Origin of the sequence: Citrobacter gillenii (assembly GCF_013337685.1) — a bacterium.
Taxonomy (GTDB): domain Bacteria; phylum Pseudomonadota; class Gammaproteobacteria; order Enterobacterales; family Enterobacteriaceae; genus Citrobacter; species Citrobacter gillenii.
In genome coordinates this window covers 407,200-426,501 of record NZ_SUQN01000005.1, presented here as the reverse complement: position 1 = coordinate 426,501, position 19,302 = coordinate 407,200, and the positions used below count along the sequence as shown (strand labels likewise).

The following is a 19,302-nucleotide window of genomic DNA, read 5'->3' as shown; positions in this document are numbered from 1 at the left end:
ATATGGACAGCAGTAAACGGCAGTTTCTCCAGCAACTGGGCGTTCTGACCGCAGGCGCATCCCTGGTTCCCCTGGCTCAGGCCGAGTTTCCCTTCTCGCCAGAACGCCACGAGGGGTCGCGCCAGCATCGCTACGCCATGTTGATTGATCTGCGGCGGTGTATCGGCTGTCAGGCCTGTACCGTCAGTTGCGCCATTGAAAACCAGACGCCTCAGGGCGCGTTTCGTACCAACGTCAACCAGTATCAGGTACAGGTTGAGGGTCAGCAAAGCGTCACCAACGTGCTGCTGCCGCGCCTGTGTAACCATTGCGATAACCCACCTTGTGTGCCCGTTTGTCCCGTGCAGGCCACCTTTCAGCGCGAAGATGGCATTGTAGTGGTCGACAATACGCGCTGTGTGGGCTGTGCCTACTGCGTGCAAGCCTGCCCATACGATGCTCGGTTTATTAACCATGAAACGCAGACTGCCGACAAATGCACATTTTGCGTGCACCGCCTGGAAGCCGGGCTGCTCCCGGCCTGCGTGGAGTCCTGTGTGGGTGGCGCGCGCATCATTGGCGACATCAACGATCCGCACAGCCGGATTTCACGCATGCTGCACGAACACCATGACACCATCAAAGTCCTGAAACCGGAAAGCGGCACCTCGCCTCACGTGTTCTATCTGGGGCTAGATGACGCCTTCGTCACCCCGTTGATGGGACGTGCTCAACCCGCTCTGTGGCAGGAGGTTTAAATGACCCATTCACTGATTATCGAAGAGGTGCTGGCCCATCCGCAGGAAATAAGCTGGTTGCCCTGGGCGGTACAGTATTTCTTTTTCATTGGCATTGCCGCCTGCGCGGCGCTGTTCGCCTGCGTGCTCCACTGGCGTAAAAAAGCGCAGCCGCAGCTAGAAAACCTGACGCTGCTGATCGCCCTGACCTGTGCCATCACCGCCCCACTGGCGCTGACCGCGGATCTGCACCAGACCGCGCGCGTCTGGCATTTCTATGCCTATCCGACACCGTGGTCATGGATGCCGTGGGGGGCACTGTTTTTACCGTTGTTCACCGGGTTTCTCGGGCTGTGGTTTCTGGCGCAGCAGTTCAAACGGTTTACGCATAAAAGTTACAGCGTCACTAGATGGCTAGCTGTGGGCAGCGCGCTCTCAGCCATTGGATTATTGGTGTATACCGGCCGCGAAGTCTCCGTCGTGCAGGCGCGTCCCATCTGGTTCAGCTATGCCTTCCCGCTGGCGATGTTCCTCAGCGCGCTGCAAACCTTCTTCGCCCTGCTTATCGCCAGCATAAACCGCGACAGCACACTGCCGCGCAAGCTGGCATGGGGGCAGATTGTCACGTTGATCGCCCTGGCCATTGTGATGGCGTGGTGGGTGAGCGGCGATACGCTTTCCGGCTCAGCGATTCGCCAGTGGCTGGATGTCGCCGCGTCTGCACGACACTACGCCATCGGCTGGGTAGTGCTGTGGGCTGTCTCACTGGCACTTTGCGGATGGGTGTTACGTCACCCATCGTCATTACCGCTGCGTATTACGCTGGCCTTCAGCGCCATGGCGCTGTGCTGGCTGATGCGCTGGACGATACTGATTCAGGTGCAGACCATCCCCAAATTTAACGCGCAATTTAATCCGTACTCCCTGCCCGGCGGCACAGATGGCTGGCTGGCCATTGTAGGCACCTTTGGCCTGTGGGTTGCGCTACTCATTATTGTTCATGAAGGCCTCAACGCGATCGCAAGGAGAATGCAACATGGCTAATTTAACCCGTCGTCAGTGGCTTAAAGTTGGTCTCGCCGTTGGCGGGATGGTGACCTTTGGCCTGAGTTATCGGGATGTGGCAAAGCGCGCGATTGACGGTTTGCTGGATGGCACCTCGGGGAAAATCACCCGCGATCGCATCTTCGGCAATGCGCTGATCCCCGAAGCCAACGCCCAACCGCGCTGGCAGCAGGATCCGCAGCAGGTGATCGCCATGACCCAGTGCTTCGGCTGCTGGACCCAGTGCGGTGTGCGAGTCCGCGTCGACAGCAAAGCGGGGAAAGTTCTGCGCATTGCGGGCAACCCCTACCACCCACTGTCGCATGAACATCACATTGATTCGTCGGTTCCGTTTGCCACTGCAATGGAACAACTGGCGGGCGAAAGCGGTCTTGATGCGCGTTCCACCGCCTGCGCCCGGGGCGCAACCCTGCTCGAAGGCCTGTACAGCCCGCTGCGAATTCTGGAGCCGATGAAGCGCGTCGGTAAACGTGGCGAAGGTAAATGGCAGCGCATCAGCTTTGAACAGCTCATCAAAGAGGTGGTGGAAGGCGGCGACCTGTTTGGTGAAGGTCACATTGACGGCCTGCGGGCCATCCACGACCCCATCACCCCGTTAGATGCTAAGCACCCCGGCTTTGGCCCGAAATCCAATCAACTGCTGGTCACCAATACCAGCGACGAGGGACGCGATACGTTTATCCGCCGTTTCGCACTGAACAGTTTTGGTAGTAAAAACTTCGGCGCGCACGGTGCGTATTGTGGGCTAGCGTATCGGGCCGGTTCCGGCGCGCTAATGGGCGATCTGGATAAAAACACCCACGTCAAACCGGACTGGGATAACGTTGAGTTCGCGTTATTTATGGGCACCTCCCCGGCGCAGTCCGGCAACCCGTTTAAGCGCCAGGCTCGCCAACTCGCCAGCGCCCGCTTACGCAATGATTTCGAGTATGTCGTTGTCGCACCCGCCCTGCCATTAACCACGGTACTGGCTGACGATCGCGGTCACTGGCAGCCTGTGCACCCGGGGAGCGACTCGGCGCTGGCAATGGGAATGATCCGCTGGATCATCGAAAAGCAGCGTTACAACGCCGATTACCTCGCCATCCCTGGTGTCCAGGCCATGCAACAGGCCGGAGAAAAAAGCTGGACCAACGCCACGCATCTGGTGATTACCGATGAGATCCCAACGCTTGCCGGACAGCATCTCACGCTCGCCCATCTGAACACCGACGCGCCTGGCGAACCGCTGGCCGTTAACGAGGCCGGTGACATGGTAGCAGCCAGCAGCTGTCAACGCGCACAGCTGTTCGTGACCCGCGAAGTAACGCTGGCCGACGGGCAAACCGTGACGGTCAAAAGCGGATTCCAGCGTCTGAAAGAGTCTGCCGAAAAGCTGTCACTGGCGCAATACAGCCAGCAGTGCGGCGTGTCGGAGGCAAAAATAGGCGCGCTGGCGGACGCCTTTACCCGTCACGGGCGTAAAGCGGCGGTGATCACCCACGGCGGGATGATGGCAGGCAACGGATTTTACAACGCCTGGGCGGTGATGATGCTGAATGCGCTGATTGGCAACCTCAGCCTCGAAGGCGGGGTCTTTGTGGGCGGCGGTAAATTCAACGGTGCCACTGACGGACCGCGCTACAATATGGACAGTTTCGCCGGAAAGGTGAAGCCGAAAGGCCTGAGCATCGCGCGCAGTAAAACCGCCTATGAATCCTCGGAAGAGTACCGTAATAAAGTGGCTGCCGGACAATCGCCCTTCCCGGCGAAAGCCCCATGGTATCCGTTTGTCGCCGGGCAGTTGACCGAATTACTCGTCTCGGCGCTCGAAGGCTACCCGTATCCGCTAAAAGCCTGGATCTCCAACATGACCAACCCGTTTTACGGCATTGCGGGGCTGCGTGGCGTAGCGGAAGAAAAGCTCAAAGATCCGGCGCGTCTGCCGCTATTTATTGCCATTGATGCTTTTATGAACGAAACCACCGCGCTGGCGGACTATATTGTCCCGGATACCCACAACTTCGAAAGCTGGGGATTCAGCGCCCCGTGGGCAGGCGTGGCGAGCAAGGCCACCACCGCCCGCTGGCCGATTGTTGCACCCGCCACCAGCAAAACCGCCGACGGCCAACCAGCATCCATGGAGTCATTTTGCATCGCGGTGGCAAAACGCATTGGGCTGCCGGGCTTTGGCGATAACGCCATTACCGATCCGCAGGGCAATCACTATCCGCTGAACCGCGCGGAAGATTACTACCTGCGACTGGCCGCCAACATTGCGTTTATGGGTAAGGCGCCGGTCGCCGAAGCCGCGCCGGAAGATATCTCGCTGACCGGCGTGACGCGGATCCTGCCGGTCATCACCGACACGCTAAAAGCCGACGAAGTTCGTCGCGTGGCGTTTGTCTACTCGCGCGGTGGTCGTTTTGCGCCAGATAAGAGTGGCCGCACCGATAACCGCGTCGGTAATGCGTGGGAGAAACCTCTGCAAATCTGGAACGCGGATGTCGCCGCACACCGCCATGCGATCACCGGCGAGCGCTACAGCGGCTGTCCGGCCTGGTATCCTTCCCGCCTGTCCGACGGGCGTTCGGTGGACGAATTGTTTCCGCAGCAGGAATGGCCGCTGAAGATGATCTCCTTTAAGTCCAATACTATGTCCAGCGCCTCGGCGGTGATCCCACGTCTTCACCATCTCAAGCCTGTGAATCTGGTGGCGCTCAACCCGCAGGACGGCGCGCGTTATGGTGTGTCACACGGCGACACGGTGCGCATCATCACGCCGGGTGGACACGCACAAGCGCAGGTCAGCCTGCTCAACGGCGTTATGCCGGGCGTTATCGCAATTGAACATGGCTACGGACATAAAGAAATGGGGGCAGCACAGCATACGCTTGACGGAGAGCCGATGGCGTTTGATGAAAAGATTAAATCGGGGATTAATATTAACGATTTGGGTTTTGCCGACCCGACGCGTCAGGTGGCCAATACCTGGCTGGACTGGGTCTCAGGAGCGTCTGTGCGCCAAGGGCTACCGGCGAGAATCGAGCGAGTGCAACTCTAGCGCCGGATGGCAACGCTACTGCGTTTTACCCAGCCTACAGACGTTGTAGGCCGGGTAAGGCGAAGCCGCCACCCGGCAGAAAGTGGATCAGTTATTTACCGGGATCACCGCGCCTTTATATTTGGTGCGAATCCAGTCCTGAATTTCTTTTGAGTGCAGTGCGTCAACCAGCGCCACAATATCCTTTTTCTTCTCATCGCCGCGATGCACGGTAATGATGTTGGCATACGGGTTGTTTTCGCCGCTTTCGACAGCAATCGGATCTTTCACCGGATCCAGCCCGGCATCGATAGCGTAGTTGGCGTTGATCACCACTGCATCTCCTTCATCGTTGTTATACATCTGCGGCAACAGTGCCGCTTCAACGTTAGGCAGGAACTTCAGCTTTTTCGGGTTCTCAACGATGTCGCTGATGCGCGCGGTGACTTTATCAACGCCTGGCTTGAGCTTAATCACACCCTCTTTTTCGAAAATCGACAGAATGCGCCCTTCTTCGGACACCGCATCACGCATGATGATCTTTCCGCCCTCCGGCAGGTCCTTCAGCGACTTTACCTTTTTAGAATAGATACCAATCGGCTCAATGTGAATCGCCCCGGCGCTGACGAAATCATAGGTCTTATCACCCGCATGATCCTTCAGTACGCTGTTCAGGTACGGAATATGCTGGAAGTAGTTGGCGTCAATCTCACGCCCCGCCAGCGCGGTGTTTGGCAGAATGTAGTCCTGGAACGGTTTAATCTCCAGCTCGATCCCCTGCTTTGCCAGGATCGGTTTCGCCTGTTCGAGGATCTCAGCGTGCGGCACGTTGGACGCGCCCACGGTCAGCGTATCTGCCCACGACGCAAAGCTCAGGGCGCTTAAGGTGGCGGCGGCGAGTAATGTCAGTGATTTTTTCATGATAATGGTTTCCGTATTTTATTAGCGTTTATCTAACAGAGAGGTGATCACATCGCCGCAAAACTGGATGATGAAGACAATAACCAGAATGGTCACCGTCGCCACCAGCGTAACGTCGCTGTGGTTGCGCTGGAATCCTTCCAGATAAGCCAAATTCCCTAAACCACCGGCACCAATCACACCAGCCATTGCGCTGTAGCTAACCAGGGCAATCAGCGTCACGGTGATACCGGACACCAGAGCGGGTGATGATTCCGGCAGTAAAACCCGAAAAATAAGCGTACTCAGACGTGCCCCCATGGAGCGGCTCGCTTCAATAACGCCTTTATCTACTTCACGCAGGGCAATTTCGACCAGACGGGCATAGAACGGTGCGGCACCCACGATCAGCGCGGGTAGCGCGGCGTTGGCACCAAGAATGGTGCCTACCAGCGTTTTAGTCACCGGGATCAGCAGCACGATCAAAATGATGAACGGGATTGAGCGGAAAATATTCACGATCAACGAGATGGCGCTGTACAGCGTGCGGTTCTGATACAGGCCGCCACGCGCGGTCAGAAATAGCGCCAGTCCGAGCGCAATACCCAGTACAAAGGTCGCCACACCGGAAAGCGCGGTCATGTAGAGCGTTTCCTGAGTTGCCGCGAACAGTTGGTCCCATTTCAGATGGGGAAACAGGGAATCAGCCATGTTGGATAACCTCGCCGTCAACGTCGCTGTGGCGCAGATCGGCCAGAATATTGTTGAGTTGTTCTTCAGTGGCCACCACGTGCACCCACAGTTGACCAAACGCGCCATGGGCGGTTTGCGTCATCTTGCCGTGCAGAATGTTAAACGGCAGGCCGTAGCGCAGCGTCAGCTCCCCGACCACCGGCCGATGGGTACGCTGTCCGGTAAACGTTAACTTAATCACCGCACCGCCGAGTTCGCTTGCCAGTTGCGGATTAAACTCATCTTCCTCGGCATATTGACTTACCTGACGGACAAACTGACGGGTGATCGGCTGCTGCGGGTGGCTAAACACGCTGAGCACATCGCCCTCTTCAACCACTTTGCCGTTCTCCATCACCGCCACGCGATCGCAAATTTTGCGCACCACGTGCATCTCATGGGTGATCAGCACAATGGTTAATTTGAAACGCCGGTTAATATCGAGCAGCAAATCCAGGATTTGATCGGTGGTTTGCGGATCCAGCGCGGAAGTGGCTTCGTCGCACAACAGCACGTCCGGGTTGTTCGCCAGCGCACGAGCAATCCCGACACGCTGTTTTTGCCCACCGCTGAGCTGCGACGGCCAGGCGTTTTCTCGACCATCCAGCCCGACCAATGTAATCAGTTCGGCCACACGTGCTTTAATTTTTGCTTTTGGTACACCGGCGATTTGCATTGAGAAGGCAATGTTTTCGCTGACGGTCCGCGACCACAGCAGATTAAAGTGCTGAAACACCATGCTGATTTTCAGTCGTGCCTGGCGTAACGATTCCCCGCGCGCCGTGGAGATATCGTGACCATTGACGGTCACACTGCCGGAAGTTGGCTGTTCAAGGCCGTTAAGCAGGCGAATCAGGGTGCTCTTACCGGCACCGCTGTAGCCAATAATTCCGTAAATCTGCCCCTGTTCAACCGTTAGGTTGACGTTATCGACAGCGGTAATAGCAAGCCTGCCTGGCGTAAACACTTTCGAAATATTTTTCAGGACAATCATGTCGTTTGGGTATCCGCTGCTGCTTATCGTTATCCTGCTAACGCTTTTGGCTGTTTAGCAGTATGGATGTCCAAACGAGTGTAATCAGGGAAATGGGCTTTTGATATGAATTAAAAAGAATTTGATATAACTTTAAGGAATAACTGTTTTGCACTATTGTCGTTTGCAAGAGCCGGGAATGAAGAACCTCGTGTTGTTGCGCAACAGACCACCGCTGCGGACAACCTCTTTATCCATAGCAATGAACAAATTCGTGAATATTTTTTCGTGAAACTGCACAGAACGCTTTTGAAACACCGTTTCCATTTTCCTTTTAGATAATTTTCAGCGTATAATGCGCGCCAATTGTCTCTTGAATGGTTTCAGCACATTGACCTGTAAAACTCAACGACTACAAAACTCTCCTACCCGTTGGGCTGAAACGCAAGCACACATTCCTCTGCACGCTCTTTCGATGTCACCTATCCTTAGAGCGAGGCATCACAACTTTCGTAACTCAGGTTTAGCTTCCCATCCGTGCGCGACGGAAGCCAGATTTCCATATCCTTCTCAACTTAAAGACTAAGACTGTCATGAAAAAGACGAAAATTGTTTGCACCATCGGTCCGAAAACCGAATCCGAAGAGATGTTAACCAAAATGCTGGACGCGGGCATGAACGTCATGCGTCTGAACTTCTCCCACGGCGATTACGCAGAACACGGTCAGCGCATTAAGAACTTGCGCAACGTGATGAGCAAGACCGGCAAGAAAGCGGCCATCCTGCTCGACACCAAAGGTCCGGAAATCCGTACCATTAAACTGGAAGGCGGTAACGACGTTTCTCTGAAAGCGGGTCAGACCTTCACGTTCACCACCGACAAATCTGTCGTAGGTAACAACGAAATCGTTGCTGTTACTTATGAAGGCTTCACCAATGACCTGTCCGTTGGCAACACCGTGCTGGTTGACGATGGTCTGATCGGCATGGAAGTTACCGCAATCGAAGGTAACAAAGTTATCTGTAAAGTGCTGAACAACGGCGACCTGGGCGAAAACAAAGGCGTTAACCTGCCGGGCGTTTCTATCGCGCTGCCAGCACTGGCTGAAAAAGACAAACAGGACCTGATCTTCGGTTGCGAGCAAGGCGTTGACTTCGTTGCGGCGTCCTTTATCCGTAAACGTTCTGACGTCATTGAAATTCGTGAGCACCTGAAAGCGCACGGCGGCGAAAACATTCAGATCATCTCCAAAATCGAAAACCAGGAAGGCCTGAACAACTTCGACGAGATCCTCGAAGCGTCTGACGGCATCATGGTTGCACGTGGCGATCTGGGCGTAGAAATCCCGGTTGAAGAAGTTATCTTCGCGCAGAAGATGATGATCGAAAAATGCGTACGCGCACGTAAAGTGGTTATCACCGCGACTCAGATGCTGGACTCCATGATCAAAAACCCACGTCCGACCCGTGCTGAAGCCGGTGACGTGGCAAACGCCATCCTCGACGGTACTGATGCAGTCATGCTGTCTGGTGAATCCGCTAAAGGTAAATACCCGCTGGAAGCCGTTTCTATCATGGCAACCATCTGCGAACGTACCGACCGCGTGATGACCAGCCGTCTGGACAACAGCCATGACAACCGCAAACTGCGTATTACCGAAGCCGTTTGCCGTGGTGCTGTAGAAACCGCTGAAAAACTGGAAGCTCCGCTGATCGTCGTAGCGACCCAGGGTGGTAAATCCGCTAAAGCCGTACGTAAATACTTCCCGAACGCGACCATTCTGGCGCTGACCACCAACGAAGTGACTGCGCGTCAGCTGGTTCTCAGCAAAGGCGTGGTGCCGCACTTGGTGAAAGAAATCGCTTCTACTGATGATTTCTACCGTCTGGGTAAAGAAGTTGCGCTGCAGTTAGTTGAGCGCGGCCTGGCACAGAAAGGTGACGTTGTAGTGATGGTTTCCGGTGCGCTGGTACCGAGCGGCACCACCAACACGGCATCTGTTCACGTGCTGTAATAATTCCATCGGGAATTAATTTGCCTAAAAAGCGCCCTTGCGGCGCTTTTTTTATTTCCGCGATAGCTACTATTAATAAAAAATCAAATCGGATTTCACTATCTAATTAGAGATTATCTAAGATGAATCCGATGGAAGCTTTCTGTTTTCACTCGGGTTTTTAGCCGTTTTTGCACAATTCGATGCTTCTTTGAGCGAACGATCAAAAATAAGTGCATTCGCATCAAAAAAATATTCTCAACCTAAAAAGCTTTGTGTAATACTTGTAACGCTACATGGAGATTAACTCAATCTAGAGGGTATTAATAATGAATCGTACTAAACTGGTACTGGGCGCGGTAATCCTGGGTTCTACTCTGCTGGCAGGTTGCTCCAGCAATGCTAAAATCGATCAGCTGTCTTCTGACGTTCAGACTCTGAACGCTAAAGTTGACCAGCTGAGCAACGACGTGAACGCAATGCGTTCCGACGTTCAGGCTGCTAAAGATGACGCAGCACGCGCTAACCAGCGTCTGGACAACGCAGCTACTAAATACCGTAAGTAATAGTATCTGTGTAATAGAAATGGCGCACATTGTGCGCCATTTTTTTTGCCCTTCATTCCTCCTTCCCTGTTACTGCATCGTCCGCACGTCCCCTGCTTCTGGCAATCCATTCTGTGCCGACTTCACCTCTGGCCCGTTGGCCACAATCGGTGCCTGCCCGGCCGTAACGGTAACCGGATAACCTGCCCGACGATACAGCGCCCGATCCACCAGCCCCAGGTCTACGGCTTTACTGTCTTTAAACTGGGTAAAACCGGCTGGCAGTACATACGGCATGGTCTGTACGTTTTGTTCTTCCTCTGGCGACAAAGGTCGGTGCACTTCAACATAACGCATGCCGTTAGGCTCGATGGCGTACTTTATCGGCTCATTAATCACTCTGACCGGCGTGCCGGTTCTGACCTGAGCAAACAGGGCTTTGATGTCCGGCGCGTTCATGCGAATACAGCCAGAGCTGACGCGCAGGCCTACACTGTCGGGTGCGCTGGTACCGTGGATGAGGTATTCACCGTTTCCATGCGCCAGACGCAGCGCAAAGCGTCCTAACGGATTATTGGGCCCGGCGGGCACTACAGGGGGTAGCGTAATGCCGCGCTCCAGAGAACGCTTACGGATGCCTGGTGTTGGGGTCCATGTAGGGTTAGGGATTTTCTGTCCCACCCGAGTTTCCATCACCGGGGTCTCCAGTCCCTGTAAACCAATGCCAATCGGGAATACCTGAACAATATTCTCTCCCGGCGGGAAATAATACAGACGCAATTCTGCCAGATTAACAATAATACCTTCGCGCGGCGCATCCGGTAACAGCAGTTGCGAAGGAATCGTAATCAGGGTGCCGGGGCTGGGTACCGGGGCGATCGTATTATTCGCTTCGAGGATCAGCATCGCGGCGGTATCAAACCGGCGGGCTATTGCCTGCAAGTTTTTATCGCCTTCCTGCACGGTGTAGGTTTGATTCTGCCCGACAAGACGACTGTTCGCCGCAGGCAAAGGATAATCGACCGCCCAGGCGGCCTGTATAGCGCTGTAAGCGCCAATTAGCATTAGAGTAATAATAGACGCGCGTTTCATACTCACTCACCCCCCTGGCGTTATTGCCGGATAACGGCTGCTGCGGTATCCGGCCGACGAGTCATTGCATAAATCTGCTCAGCGTTATCTTGCAAGGTTTGCCGGATAACGTGTTTTATCAGTTTAGCTAAGAGTTGCCGCTTGCGTACGAATAGCGCGAATCATCGCTTCCAGCCCCTGTGAACGCGATGGCGTGAGATGTTGCGTCAGTGCCATTTTCTCGAACCACGGACGCACATCAAAACGCACAATATCTTCGGCAGTCATTCGATCATATAAAATGAATACCACAGCAATCAGTCCTTTCACAATTGCCGCATCACTGTCGCCCTGTAATTCAATAATTCCGTCAGCATTCTGACGCATTGTTATCCATACCTGACTCTGACAGCCCTGAATACTATTTTTCTCACAGCGATCATCAGCATTTAATTCTGGTAAACGCTGACCTAATTCAATGATATACAGATACTTCTCTTCCCAGTTCGCGCAGCGCAGAAAATTACGCAACAACTTTTCTTTATCCGGTAGCGCAGCCATACCCCCTCCCTGTTATCCCAATAAGTGATGAATACGTTTAAGTCCCGTTACCAGTCGATCCACCTCTTCCTGAGTGTTGTACATGGCAATCGAGGCCCGGCACATCGCAGGGACGTTATAATATGCCATCAACGGCATGGCGCAGTGGTGCCCGGTGCGTACGGCAATACCGTAGTTATCAAGAAAACTACCCACGTCGTAGGCGTGGTGTTTACCGAGGTTAAACGCGATGACGCCCAGACGCTCCTGCGGACCGTACAACGTCAGATCCGGCACACTGGCCAGCTGTTCTAGCGCGTAGCACATCATGAACTGCTCGTACTCGCTGATGTTATCCAGACCCAGCGCACTCACATATTCAATGGCAGCGCCCAGGCCGATAATACCGCCGGTATTGGGCGTTCCCGCTTCAAAACGCCACGGCGCTTTCGTCCAGGTGGTTCCCTGGCTCAGGCTAACCGTTGCTATCATTGAACCCCCGCCTTCCCAGGGCGGCATCTCCTGCAACAGCGACTCACGGGCATACAGCACGCCAATGCCGGTGGGTCCATACAGCTTATGGGCGGAGAAAACATAAAAGTCGCAATCCAGCGCCTGCATGTCTACTTTATGGTGCATCACCGCCTGCGCGCCATCGACCAGCACTTTTGCCCCGTGCTGATGCGCCAGCGCAATCATCTCTGCTAACGGGTTTTCGGTACCCAGCACGTTGGATACATGGGTAATCGCCAGCAGTTGGGTGCGTTCGTCGAACAGAGTTGGCAGAGTATCCAACTGCAAGGTGCCATCAGCATTCAGGGGGATGACACGCAGCTCAGCACCCACGCGGGCACACAGCATCTGCCATGGCACGATGTTGGCGTGGTGTTCCATCTCACTGATGATGATGTTATCCCCCGCCCGCACATTGCTGGTGCCCCAACTGTTGGCTACCAGATTAATGCCCTCGGTCGTGCCACGCACAAATACCAGTTCTTCAGCGGAGCGGGCATTAATAAACAGCGACGCCAGCTTACGCACATTCTCCATTTTTTCCGTCGCCTGGGCGCTTAGGGTATGAATACCACGGTGAACCGCCGCATAGCCATGGCGGTAAAACTCAGCTTCGGCATCAATCACCTGATTCGGCTTTTGCGCGCTGGCAGCGCTGTCCAGATACGCCAGCGGCAGGCCGTTCACTTCACGGGTCAGGACCGGAAAATCGGCCCGCACTTTTTCAATCGGAAATGTCATGCTACGCCTCCCGGCAGGCGTTGGGCTATACGCGCCAGAACCTGTTGTTTAAGCGTTTCATCGCTCAGGGCTTCCGTCAGCTCAGCGGCAAACGCATAGAGAATCATCTGTTGAGCATCTTGCTGGCCTATCCCACGCGAGCGCAGATAGAACATCTGCTCATCGTCGATCCGCCCTACCGTCGCGCCGTGGCTGCATTTCACGTCATCGGCATAGATTTCCAGTTGCGGTTTGGTGTCCACTTCCGACAGCTTACCGAGCAGCAAATTATTGTTCGTCATCTGTCCGTCGGTTTTAATCGCGTGCTGCGCAACGTTGATCAGACCATTGAACACCGCCCGACCTTTATCGCTGACGATGGTTTTATGCAGTTGGCGGCTGTTGCAATAGCCTTTGTTATGCTCAAGCCAGGTGCGGGTATCGCAGACTTCGTTTTTCACCGGCATCGCCAGACTGTTAATCCGCAGCGTGGTGTTTTCGCCGTTCAGTTGGGTGCTGGTGTTATGGCGCAACACCGCGTCGCCGAGCAAAAAGCTGTGGCTCACCGCCGTAGCATCTGCGCCCAACTGAATGTCGTTATGGGCGAAGTGATGGCTGACCGGGTTCTCAAACGCCAGCTTGATATGCTGCAAGTGGGCATTGGCCGCCACGTTCATCGTAACGCGCGCGCCGGTAAAGTGCTTCAGCGCATTGAGGCTGACAAAATGTTCGATGATGGTGGCTTCTGCGCCCTCCGCCAGTTCAAGGTGGTGGCGATAATGCGCGGTATTGACGTCATCGCCCGCCACTCCCTGGGTGATGTGCATCAACAGTAGCGGTTTCGCCGGGCGCTGATTACGCTTCACCTTGATATGCGTCACACTGCGCGACAGGCTTTCCGTCAGATGCAGAAAAACCTCTGGCTGAATCGGTGCCGGTAGCGACAGGTGCGCATCGTCAACGGTAATGTCAAAGCCGCTACCGTCCGTGCTGTCGCTAAGCGCTTCGCAGAATTGCCCGTCGACAAACACCAGACGCACAGCATCAATGCCAGCGGCTAACGCCTCGCACTGCGCCGGGGTTATCGCGGCAAGATGACTAACAAACTGGCTACTGGTTAATCCTTCCAGCGGCGTGTATTTCCAGTCTTCATGCTTACGCGTAGGCAGCCCAAGACGCAGCATCTGCTGTAAGTGCTGCTGCGCGTGCTGCGAGCGGGTTTCGCCCTGTGACTCAAACAAGTGATGCCACTGCTGCAGCACATTACTGCTGTTCACTAAGCCAGCCATATCCTTGCTCCTCCAGCTGTTTAACCAGCGTGAAATCGCCGGACTTAACAATGCGTCCCTGATACAAAACATGGACGTAATCGGGTTTGATATAGTCGAGGATGCGCTGATAGTGGGTGACAATAATGAATGAACGCTTGCCGTCGCGCAGCGAATTGACGCCATCAGCGACAATTTTTAGCGCATCAATATCCAACCCCGAATCAGACTCGTCGAGAATGCACAGCTGAGGCTCCAGCACCGCCATCTGCAAAATATCATTGCGTTTTTTCTCACCGCCGGAGAAACCGACGTTTACCGAGCGGGTGAGCAAATCCTCCGGCATTTTCAACAGCGCGATTTTCTCCTCCATCAAATCCTGGAAGTCGAATCGATCCAGTGCGTCTTCGCCACGGTAACCGCGCACTGCATTAAGCGCGGTTTGCAGGAAAAACTGATTGCTGACGCCGGGAATTTCCACCGGGTATTGAAACGCCATAAAGATGCCTTCACCGGCCCGGTCTTCCGGCGACAGTTCCAGTAAATCTTTACCGTTAAATTCCACCGTTCCCCCGGTGACGGCATAATCATCACGCCCGGCCAATGTTGCCGACAGCGTGCTTTTTCCTGAACCGTTCGGTCCCATAATGGCGTGAACTTCACCCGGGCGGACCTCCAGGCTCAGCCCGCGCAGGATCGCCTTCTCTTCGACGCTGACCTGTAAATCTTTAATGCTTAACATGTGCTTTCCTTAAATTTTAACCGACGCTGTGTTCAAGGCTGATGGCGAGAAGTTTTTGCGCTTCAACAGCGAACTCCAGCGGCAGTTCAGAGAACACGTCTTTACAGAACCCGTTGACGATCATCGAGATGGCGTCTTCTTCGCTGATACCGCGCTGCAGACAGTAGAACAGCTGATCTTCACCAATACGTGAGGTGGTGGCTTCGTGTTCAAGATGGGCGCTGTTGTTGCGACACTCTACGTACGGGAAGGTGTGCGCCCCGCAGTCCGCACCAATCAGCATCGAGTCACACTGGGTATAGTTACGGGCGTTGGTGGCCGTCGGCATGATTTTTACCAGGCCGCGATAGCTGTTCTGGCTGTGCCCGGCGGAGATCCCTTTCGAGATAATGGTCGATTTGGTGTTCTTGCCGATGTGGATCATCTTGGTGCCGGTATCGGCCTGCTGATGACCGCTGGTCAACGCAACGGAGTAGAATTCGCCGATGGAGTTATCGCCGCGCAAAATACAGCTGGGGTATTTCCAGGTGATGGCCGAGCCAGTTTCCGACTGGGTCCACGACATTTTGCTGTTTTCGCCTTCACACAGTGCACGTTTGGTCACGAAGTTCAGAATGCCGCCGGTGTTGCCATCGCCAGGGAACCAGTTTTGCACCGTCGAGTATTTCACTTCAGCATCTTTGTGGATGATCACTTCCACCACCGCCGCGTGCAGCTGATAGCTGTCGCGCACCGGAGCAGAACATCCTTCAATGTAGCTGACGTAGCTGCCTTCATCCGCCACCAGGATAGTGCGTTCAAATTGCCCGGTTTTTTCCGCATTAATACGAAAATAGGTGGAAAGCTCCATTGGGCAGCGTACGCCTTTCGGCACATAGATAAACGTACCGTCTGAGGCAACCGCCGCATTCAGCGCGGCAAAGAAATTGTCGTTGCCCGGCACCACCGTGCCGAGATATTTTTTCACCAGTTCCGGGTGATCATGAATGGCCTCACCGAACGAGCAGAAAATAATGCCTTGCTCAGCCAGCTTTTCACGATAGGTGGTCGCCACCGATACCGAGTCAAAAATGGCATCGACCGCCACTTCTCGCCCTTCACGTACCGGCACGCCAAGTTGTTCGAAAGCGTCCTCAACCTCTTTACTTAAAAACGCATTCGCGCCCGTTTGCTGTACCGCTCCCGGCTCTGAGGCGCAGGTCTCATCGCAGTTGCCGCAGGAAGGTGCGGAGTAATAGCTGTAATCCTGATAATTCAGCTTATCGTAATGCGCTTTTAACCAGTGCGGCTCCTCCATCGTCAGCCACGCCTTAAACGCATCCAGGCGAAATGCCAGCATCCAGTCCGGTTCGTTGCGTTTCGCGGAAATCGCCCGCACGACCTCTTCATTGATGCCCTTCGCCAGTTCATCAGTTTTTAGTTGGGTGAAGAATCCCTCTTTATAATTGAGGTGTCCGCCAGCCCAGGTGTTGACATCGTCAGTTGCTTCAGTGTTACGCGACATAGTACCGCCTATACCCCAAAACTTTCGCCACAGCCGCATTCGTTCTGGGCTTTCGGGTTATGAAATTTAAATAACTGATTTAATCCTTCACGAACAAAATCGACTTCGGTTCCGTCAATAAACGGCATCGCCTGTAACGGCACATACAGCCTGGCGCCATCGGTTTCGAACACCAGATCGTCTTTTTCCGGTTGGCTGACGGTATCCAGCACATAGCCAAACCCCGCACATCCTGTTTGCTTCACGCCTAACCGCACGCCCAGCATATCGGGCTGTTTCGCCACCAGCTCACGAATATGCGCCGCTGCGGCTGACGTTAACGTCAACCCACGCCATGCAAAATCGTTCGGATTAAATGTTCCTGAATGCAATTCCATAGGGTTACCTCGAGTCATTAACCTGCACGCTACAACACCATGTTAGTGATAATGATTATCACTTCAACCCCTGATCAGCAGGGGCATTCGGGTTAACCGCCCTTTTTGGTTACTTTTATTAAGCATAGACCCTGCGGCGAGGGTTTACAGAGAGGGATTATTTTGTTCAATGCTTTGATAAATAATGGGTTACAAACCGTTAATCGTTCAGCATGGTAAAACGCAAAAAGATGTATAGAAAATGTCTATTTAAGAGATAGGGGAAAGACAGAGAAATAGAGGTAACCGCGTGCAAAACGGCAGACAGACAATAAAAAAACCCTTAAGGCTGCTCTATTAGCAGGCTTAAGGGTTCCGACCCCATCCGGCGCTTATCTCCGGCACTCACGATGGCTTAGCTCTTGAAGGGGCGATAAGAATAGTCTCACGACCTGACGCCGTGTTTTTAACACAAACTGCGGTTTGTCTGATTTACAGGCAGACCCAGCTCACATATTCAGACCAGAATCTCATGCAGGGCATCCAATAGCAGACGCAGCCCTGCCGGTTGATGCTCACGAGACAGGTATAAGCCGTAAATTGGCAGACGTCGCGGCTTGAGTTGGGGCAAAAGCCGGATCAACTGGCCGCGTGCCAGCCCTTCACGCGCCTCTTGTTCCGGCACCAGCGCAATACCCATACCAGCCAACGCCGACTCACATAATAGCGCAGAGATCCCCGCGCTGAGATTTCCCTTTATCGCCACCGATACAGCGTTGCCCTGCTCATCATCAAAGTGCCATGATTTTCCGGCAAACCCGCTGTAGTAAAGGCAATTATGCTGGGCGAGACAGTCCAGGGTTTGCGGAATGCCATGCTGGCGCAGGTAGTCCGCAGAGGCGCATAACACCGACTCACAGTCACCCAGACGACGGGCGATAGTACCCGGTTCAGGATTATCCGTAATGCGGATCGCCGCATCAATACGTTCACCGACCAGGCTCACCGGTTGATTGTTAATCTCAACCTCAATGCGCAGTTCAGGGAAACGCGCCAGAAAAACGGGCAGGACCGGCGCCAAAATATGCATCGCAGTAAAATGCGCGCAAGCCACACGTAGCGTGCCGGAAGGAATCTCTGCTGCGCTGGCGGCGCTAATATCCAGCGACAGCTGCGCCAGCGAGCGCGTCTTCACTAACGCCTCTTCCCCCGCGGGCGTAATGGTCAGCCGACGCGATGAACGGTGGATTAACCTTGCACCCGCCCATTTTTCCATCTCGTCGAGATAGCGACTGACCATCGGACGGGAAAGCCCCAGCGCGCGCGCCGCGGCGCTCAGGCTGCCCAAATCGCAGATGTGGTTAAACACCGTTGCCGCCATGACTCTGTCCATTGCATCCCATCCGATCGTTTTATGAAACTCAGCATGTCCTGATAGAGGAATTCTAACAGATCCAAATATCCGTAAAATAAAGAACAAGAAAAAGACATTTCATCTGCAAAAGGTTATCCCCCATGAAAGTGAACGCCCTGGCCCTGCTGTTACCTCTGTTTGCCTCGCCGGTATTCGCCGCACCACTCCAGCTTGACGTCTACAATCCCCAGGAAAAAGCTATTTTCCCGGTATCCTCAACGTTGGTGTCCGGCCCGAAAGAGGCCATTTTATTTGATGCGCAATTCAGCACCAAAGACGGTGAAAAGCTGGCGCAGATGATTCGCAACAGCGGCAAAAAACTGCAGGCCATCGTGATCACCTCTGGCGATCCGGATTTTTATTTTGGTCTGCAGCCGATTGTTAACGCCTTTCCCGAGGTAAAGATTTTGGCAACACCGCACGTCGTGGAGCACATTCGTGCTACCAAAGATGCCAAACTGCAGTTTTGGGGCCCGCAGATGAAAGACGGCGCACCAACGACGCTCATCGTGCCGCAGGTCACGACGCAGACACGCTTTACCATTGATGGTGAAACGCTGGAACTGCGCCGCTCAAATGATTACGCGGCCTATGTCTGGATCCCGGCTAACCGGGCGATCCTCGGCGGCACCGGCGTGGCTTCCGGTATTCATGTCTGGACTGCGGACACACAGTCTCCTGAACAGCGTCGCGCATGGCGCAACGTGCTGAGCGAAATGCAAACCTTACGCCCAACCGAGGTGATCCCCGGTCACTACATCGGCGAACGCCCGGCAGGCGATCAAGCGATCCGCTTCACCGGTGATTACTTGCACGCTTTTGAGCAGGCGCTGGGCGCAAAAAAAGGGTCTGCATATGTGATTAAAACGATGAAGGCGGCATGGCCAGGGCTTGCGGACGACAGCTCGCTGGGGCTGAGTGCGAAGGTCAATACCGGGGAGATGAAATGGTAAACCCGATTTAAGGCAAAAAATAACCCCGAACAGGTGTCGGGGTTTTCATCACGATAAGCATACTGGAATCAATGAACGCCGTGCCGCCAGGCAAAATAGATTTCTTCTTTGAGTTCAGTCGAAGAAAGCGCCAGTAAATCAGCAAACTCCAGCTCTAATTGTTTCAGTCTTTTCAGGTACTGAGCCGGTGAAAGATCGCTGTTATCACGACGTATAAATTCTATTGCCAGTTGGGCCGGGTCTAATTGGGTAGACATATCATCCTCGCTTGTGT

The 19,302-nt window shown here is 54.2% G+C and carries 19 protein-coding genes; 7 read left to right on the top strand and 12 right to left on the bottom strand.

Annotated elements, in window-relative coordinates; translation table 11 throughout:
• Window positions 1–2: 2 nt before the first annotated feature.
• Genes ttrB through ttrA form a run of 3 tightly spaced genes read left to right on the top strand, consistent with a single transcriptional unit; the run spans window position 3 to window position 4,824 of the window.
• Window positions 3–737 (top strand): tetrathionate reductase subunit TtrB, encoded by a 735-nt coding sequence (gene ttrB, locus FCH32_RS14280; protein WP_217439024.1) that lies wholly within the window; start codon window positions 3–5, stop codon window positions 735–737.
• Entirely contained in the window at window positions 738–1,760 is a 1,023-nt protein-coding gene (ttrC, locus tag FCH32_RS14275) for a tetrathionate reductase subunit TtrC (RefSeq protein ID WP_174361071.1), read from the top strand.
• Entirely contained in the window at window positions 1,753–4,824 is a 3,072-nt protein-coding gene (gene ttrA, locus FCH32_RS14270; RefSeq protein ID WP_174361070.1) for a tetrathionate reductase subunit TtrA, read from the top strand. Before ttrC ends, ttrA begins: the two co-directional genes overlap by 8 nt.
• Before the next feature lie 87 nt (window positions 4,825–4,911).
• Here ttrA and FCH32_RS14265 read toward each other — a convergent pair whose 3' ends face one another.
• Genes FCH32_RS14265 through FCH32_RS14255 form a run of 3 tightly spaced genes read right to left on the bottom strand, consistent with a single transcriptional unit; the run spans window position 4,912 to window position 7,429 of the window.
• Window positions 4,912–5,724 carry a MetQ/NlpA family ABC transporter substrate-binding protein gene (locus FCH32_RS14265; protein WP_096757208.1) on the bottom strand — a complete coding sequence of 271 codons (813 nt, stop codon included), beginning with the start codon at window positions 5,722–5,724 and terminating at the stop codon, window positions 4,912–4,914.
• Window positions 5,725–5,745: 21 nt separating this feature from the next.
• Window positions 5,746–6,414 (bottom strand): methionine ABC transporter permease, encoded by a 669-nt coding sequence (locus tag FCH32_RS14260; RefSeq protein WP_096757209.1) that lies wholly within the window; start codon window positions 6,412–6,414, stop codon window positions 5,746–5,748.
• Entirely contained in the window at window positions 6,407–7,429 is a 1,023-nt protein-coding gene (locus FCH32_RS14255) for a methionine ABC transporter ATP-binding protein (protein ID WP_115258625.1), read from the bottom strand. Before FCH32_RS14255 ends, FCH32_RS14260 begins: the two co-directional genes overlap by 8 nt.
• A gap of 334 nt (window positions 7,430–7,763) precedes the next feature.
• Between FCH32_RS14255 and ynhH the strand changes: the two genes are divergently transcribed.
• The 3 genes from ynhH (at window position 7,764) to lpp (ending at window position 9,968) form a co-directional block, all read left to right on the top strand.
• Window positions 7,764–7,994, top strand: coding sequence for a protein YnhH (gene ynhH, locus FCH32_RS23465; RefSeq protein WP_420022522.1), 231 nt, complete (start codon window positions 7,764–7,766; stop codon window positions 7,992–7,994).
• 7 nt (window positions 7,995–8,001) lie between these two features.
• Window positions 8,002–9,423 carry a pyruvate kinase PykF gene (gene pykF / locus FCH32_RS14250; protein ID WP_096757211.1) on the top strand — a complete coding sequence of 474 codons (1,422 nt, stop codon included), beginning with the start codon at window positions 8,002–8,004 and terminating at the stop codon, window positions 9,421–9,423.
• Window positions 9,424–9,731: 308 nt separating this feature from the next.
• Window positions 9,732–9,968, top strand: coding sequence for a murein lipoprotein Lpp (gene lpp / locus FCH32_RS14245; protein ID WP_003029373.1), 237 nt, complete (start codon window positions 9,732–9,734; stop codon window positions 9,966–9,968).
• Between the two features lie 69 nt (window positions 9,969–10,037).
• Here the strand turns inward: lpp and ldtE are convergent, their stop codons facing one another.
• The 8 genes from ldtE to FCH32_RS14205 form a co-directional block, all read right to left on the bottom strand.
• Window positions 10,038–11,039 carry a L,D-transpeptidase LdtE gene (ldtE, locus tag FCH32_RS14240; protein ID WP_115258626.1) on the bottom strand — a complete coding sequence of 334 codons (1,002 nt, stop codon included), beginning with the start codon at window positions 11,037–11,039 and terminating at the stop codon, window positions 10,038–10,040.
• A 123-nt stretch (window positions 11,040–11,162) separates the two neighbouring features.
• The gene (gene sufE, locus FCH32_RS14235) at window positions 11,163–11,579 is read right to left on the bottom strand and encodes a cysteine desulfuration protein SufE (RefSeq protein WP_115258627.1); all 417 of its coding nucleotides are present in this window, start codon (window positions 11,577–11,579) and stop codon (window positions 11,163–11,165) included.
• A 12-nt stretch (window positions 11,580–11,591) separates the two neighbouring features.
• Window positions 11,592–12,812 (bottom strand): cysteine desulfurase SufS, encoded by a 1,221-nt coding sequence (sufS, locus tag FCH32_RS14230; RefSeq protein WP_115258628.1) that lies wholly within the window; start codon window positions 12,810–12,812, stop codon window positions 11,592–11,594.
• Complete coding sequence (gene sufD / locus FCH32_RS14225; RefSeq protein WP_174361069.1) at window positions 12,809–14,080, bottom strand: Fe-S cluster assembly protein SufD; 1,272 nt, start codon at window positions 14,078–14,080, stop codon at window positions 12,809–12,811. Before sufD ends, sufS begins: the two co-directional genes overlap by 4 nt.
• Window positions 14,055–14,801: a Fe-S cluster assembly ATPase SufC gene (gene sufC, locus FCH32_RS14220; protein WP_115258630.1), complete on the bottom strand. Its 747-nt coding sequence runs from the start codon at window positions 14,799–14,801 to the stop codon at window positions 14,055–14,057. Before sufC ends, sufD begins: the two co-directional genes overlap by 26 nt.
• A 16-nt stretch (window positions 14,802–14,817) precedes the next feature.
• Entirely contained in the window at window positions 14,818–16,305 is a 1,488-nt protein-coding gene (sufB, locus tag FCH32_RS14215) for a Fe-S cluster assembly protein SufB (RefSeq protein ID WP_174361068.1), read from the bottom strand.
• An 8-nt stretch (window positions 16,306–16,313) separates the two neighbouring features.
• Complete coding sequence (gene sufA, locus FCH32_RS14210; RefSeq protein ID WP_135912125.1) at window positions 16,314–16,682, bottom strand: Fe-S cluster assembly scaffold SufA; 369 nt, start codon at window positions 16,680–16,682, stop codon at window positions 16,314–16,316.
• A gap of 496 nt (window positions 16,683–17,178) precedes the next feature.
• Window positions 17,179–18,054, bottom strand: coding sequence for a LysR family transcriptional regulator (locus FCH32_RS14205; protein WP_115258632.1), 876 nt, complete (start codon window positions 18,052–18,054; stop codon window positions 17,179–17,181).
• 122 nt (window positions 18,055–18,176) lie between these two features.
• On the opposite strand from FCH32_RS14205, the gene FCH32_RS14200 reads away from it, so the two are divergent.
• A complete protein-coding gene (locus FCH32_RS14200; RefSeq protein ID WP_174361067.1) occupies window positions 18,177–19,028 on the top strand; it encodes a Vmh family MBL fold metallo-hydrolase in 852 nt (283 codons plus the stop codon).
• 68 nt (window positions 19,029–19,096) lie between these two features.
• Here the strand turns inward: FCH32_RS14200 and FCH32_RS14195 are convergent, their stop codons facing one another.
• Window positions 19,097–19,285 (bottom strand): YdiH family protein, encoded by a 189-nt coding sequence (locus FCH32_RS14195; RefSeq protein ID WP_135912127.1) that lies wholly within the window; start codon window positions 19,283–19,285, stop codon window positions 19,097–19,099.
• Between the last annotated feature and the right edge of the window lie 17 nt (window positions 19,286–19,302).

Bases quoted from the DNA above. Each gene is read 5' to 3' on its own strand.
- FCH32_RS14255 (WP_115258625.1), bottom strand. From the start codon at position 7,429: ATGATTGTCCTGAAAAATATTTCGAAAGTGTTTACGCCAGGCAGGCTT.
- FCH32_RS14260 (WP_096757209.1), bottom strand. From the start codon at position 6,414: ATGGCTGATTCCCTGTTTCCCCATCTGAAATGGGACCAACTGTTCGCG.
- sufD (WP_174361069.1), bottom strand. From the start codon at position 14,080: ATGGCTGGCTTAGTGAACAGCAGTAATGTGCTGCAGCAGTGGCATCAC.
- sufA (WP_135912125.1), bottom strand. From the start codon at position 16,682: ATGGAATTGCATTCAGGAACATTTAATCCGAACGATTTTGCATGGCGT.
- sufB (WP_174361068.1), bottom strand. From the start codon at position 16,305: ATGTCGCGTAACACTGAAGCAACTGACGATGTCAACACCTGGGCTGGC.
- ynhH (WP_420022522.1), top strand. From the start codon at position 7,764: ATGCGCGCCAATTGTCTCTTGAATGGTTTCAGCACATTGACCTGTAAA.
- ttrB (WP_217439024.1), top strand. From the start codon at position 3: ATGGACAGCAGTAAACGGCAGTTTCTCCAGCAACTGGGCGTTCTGACC.
- lpp (WP_003029373.1), top strand. From the start codon at position 9,732: ATGAATCGTACTAAACTGGTACTGGGCGCGGTAATCCTGGGTTCTACT.
- sufE (WP_115258627.1), bottom strand. From the start codon at position 11,579: ATGGCTGCGCTACCGGATAAAGAAAAGTTGTTGCGTAATTTTCTGCGC.
- ldtE (WP_115258626.1), bottom strand. From the start codon at position 11,039: ATGAAACGCGCGTCTATTATTACTCTAATGCTAATTGGCGCTTACAGC.
- sufC (WP_115258630.1), bottom strand. From the start codon at position 14,801: ATGTTAAGCATTAAAGATTTACAGGTCAGCGTCGAAGAGAAGGCGATC.
- FCH32_RS14205 (WP_115258632.1), bottom strand. From the start codon at position 18,054: ATGGACAGAGTCATGGCGGCAACGGTGTTTAACCACATCTGCGATTTG.
- sufS (WP_115258628.1), bottom strand. From the start codon at position 12,812: ATGACATTTCCGATTGAAAAAGTGCGGGCCGATTTTCCGGTCCTGACC.
- ttrC (WP_174361071.1), top strand. From the start codon at position 738: ATGACCCATTCACTGATTATCGAAGAGGTGCTGGCCCATCCGCAGGAA.
- pykF (WP_096757211.1), top strand. From the start codon at position 8,002: ATGAAAAAGACGAAAATTGTTTGCACCATCGGTCCGAAAACCGAATCC.
- FCH32_RS14200 (WP_174361067.1), top strand. From the start codon at position 18,177: ATGAAAGTGAACGCCCTGGCCCTGCTGTTACCTCTGTTTGCCTCGCCG.
- FCH32_RS14195 (WP_135912127.1), bottom strand. From the start codon at position 19,285: ATGTCTACCCAATTAGACCCGGCCCAACTGGCAATAGAATTTATACGT.
- FCH32_RS14265 (WP_096757208.1), bottom strand. From the start codon at position 5,724: ATGAAAAAATCACTGACATTACTCGCCGCCGCCACCTTAAGCGCCCTG.
- ttrA (WP_174361070.1), top strand. From the start codon at position 1,753: ATGGCTAATTTAACCCGTCGTCAGTGGCTTAAAGTTGGTCTCGCCGTT.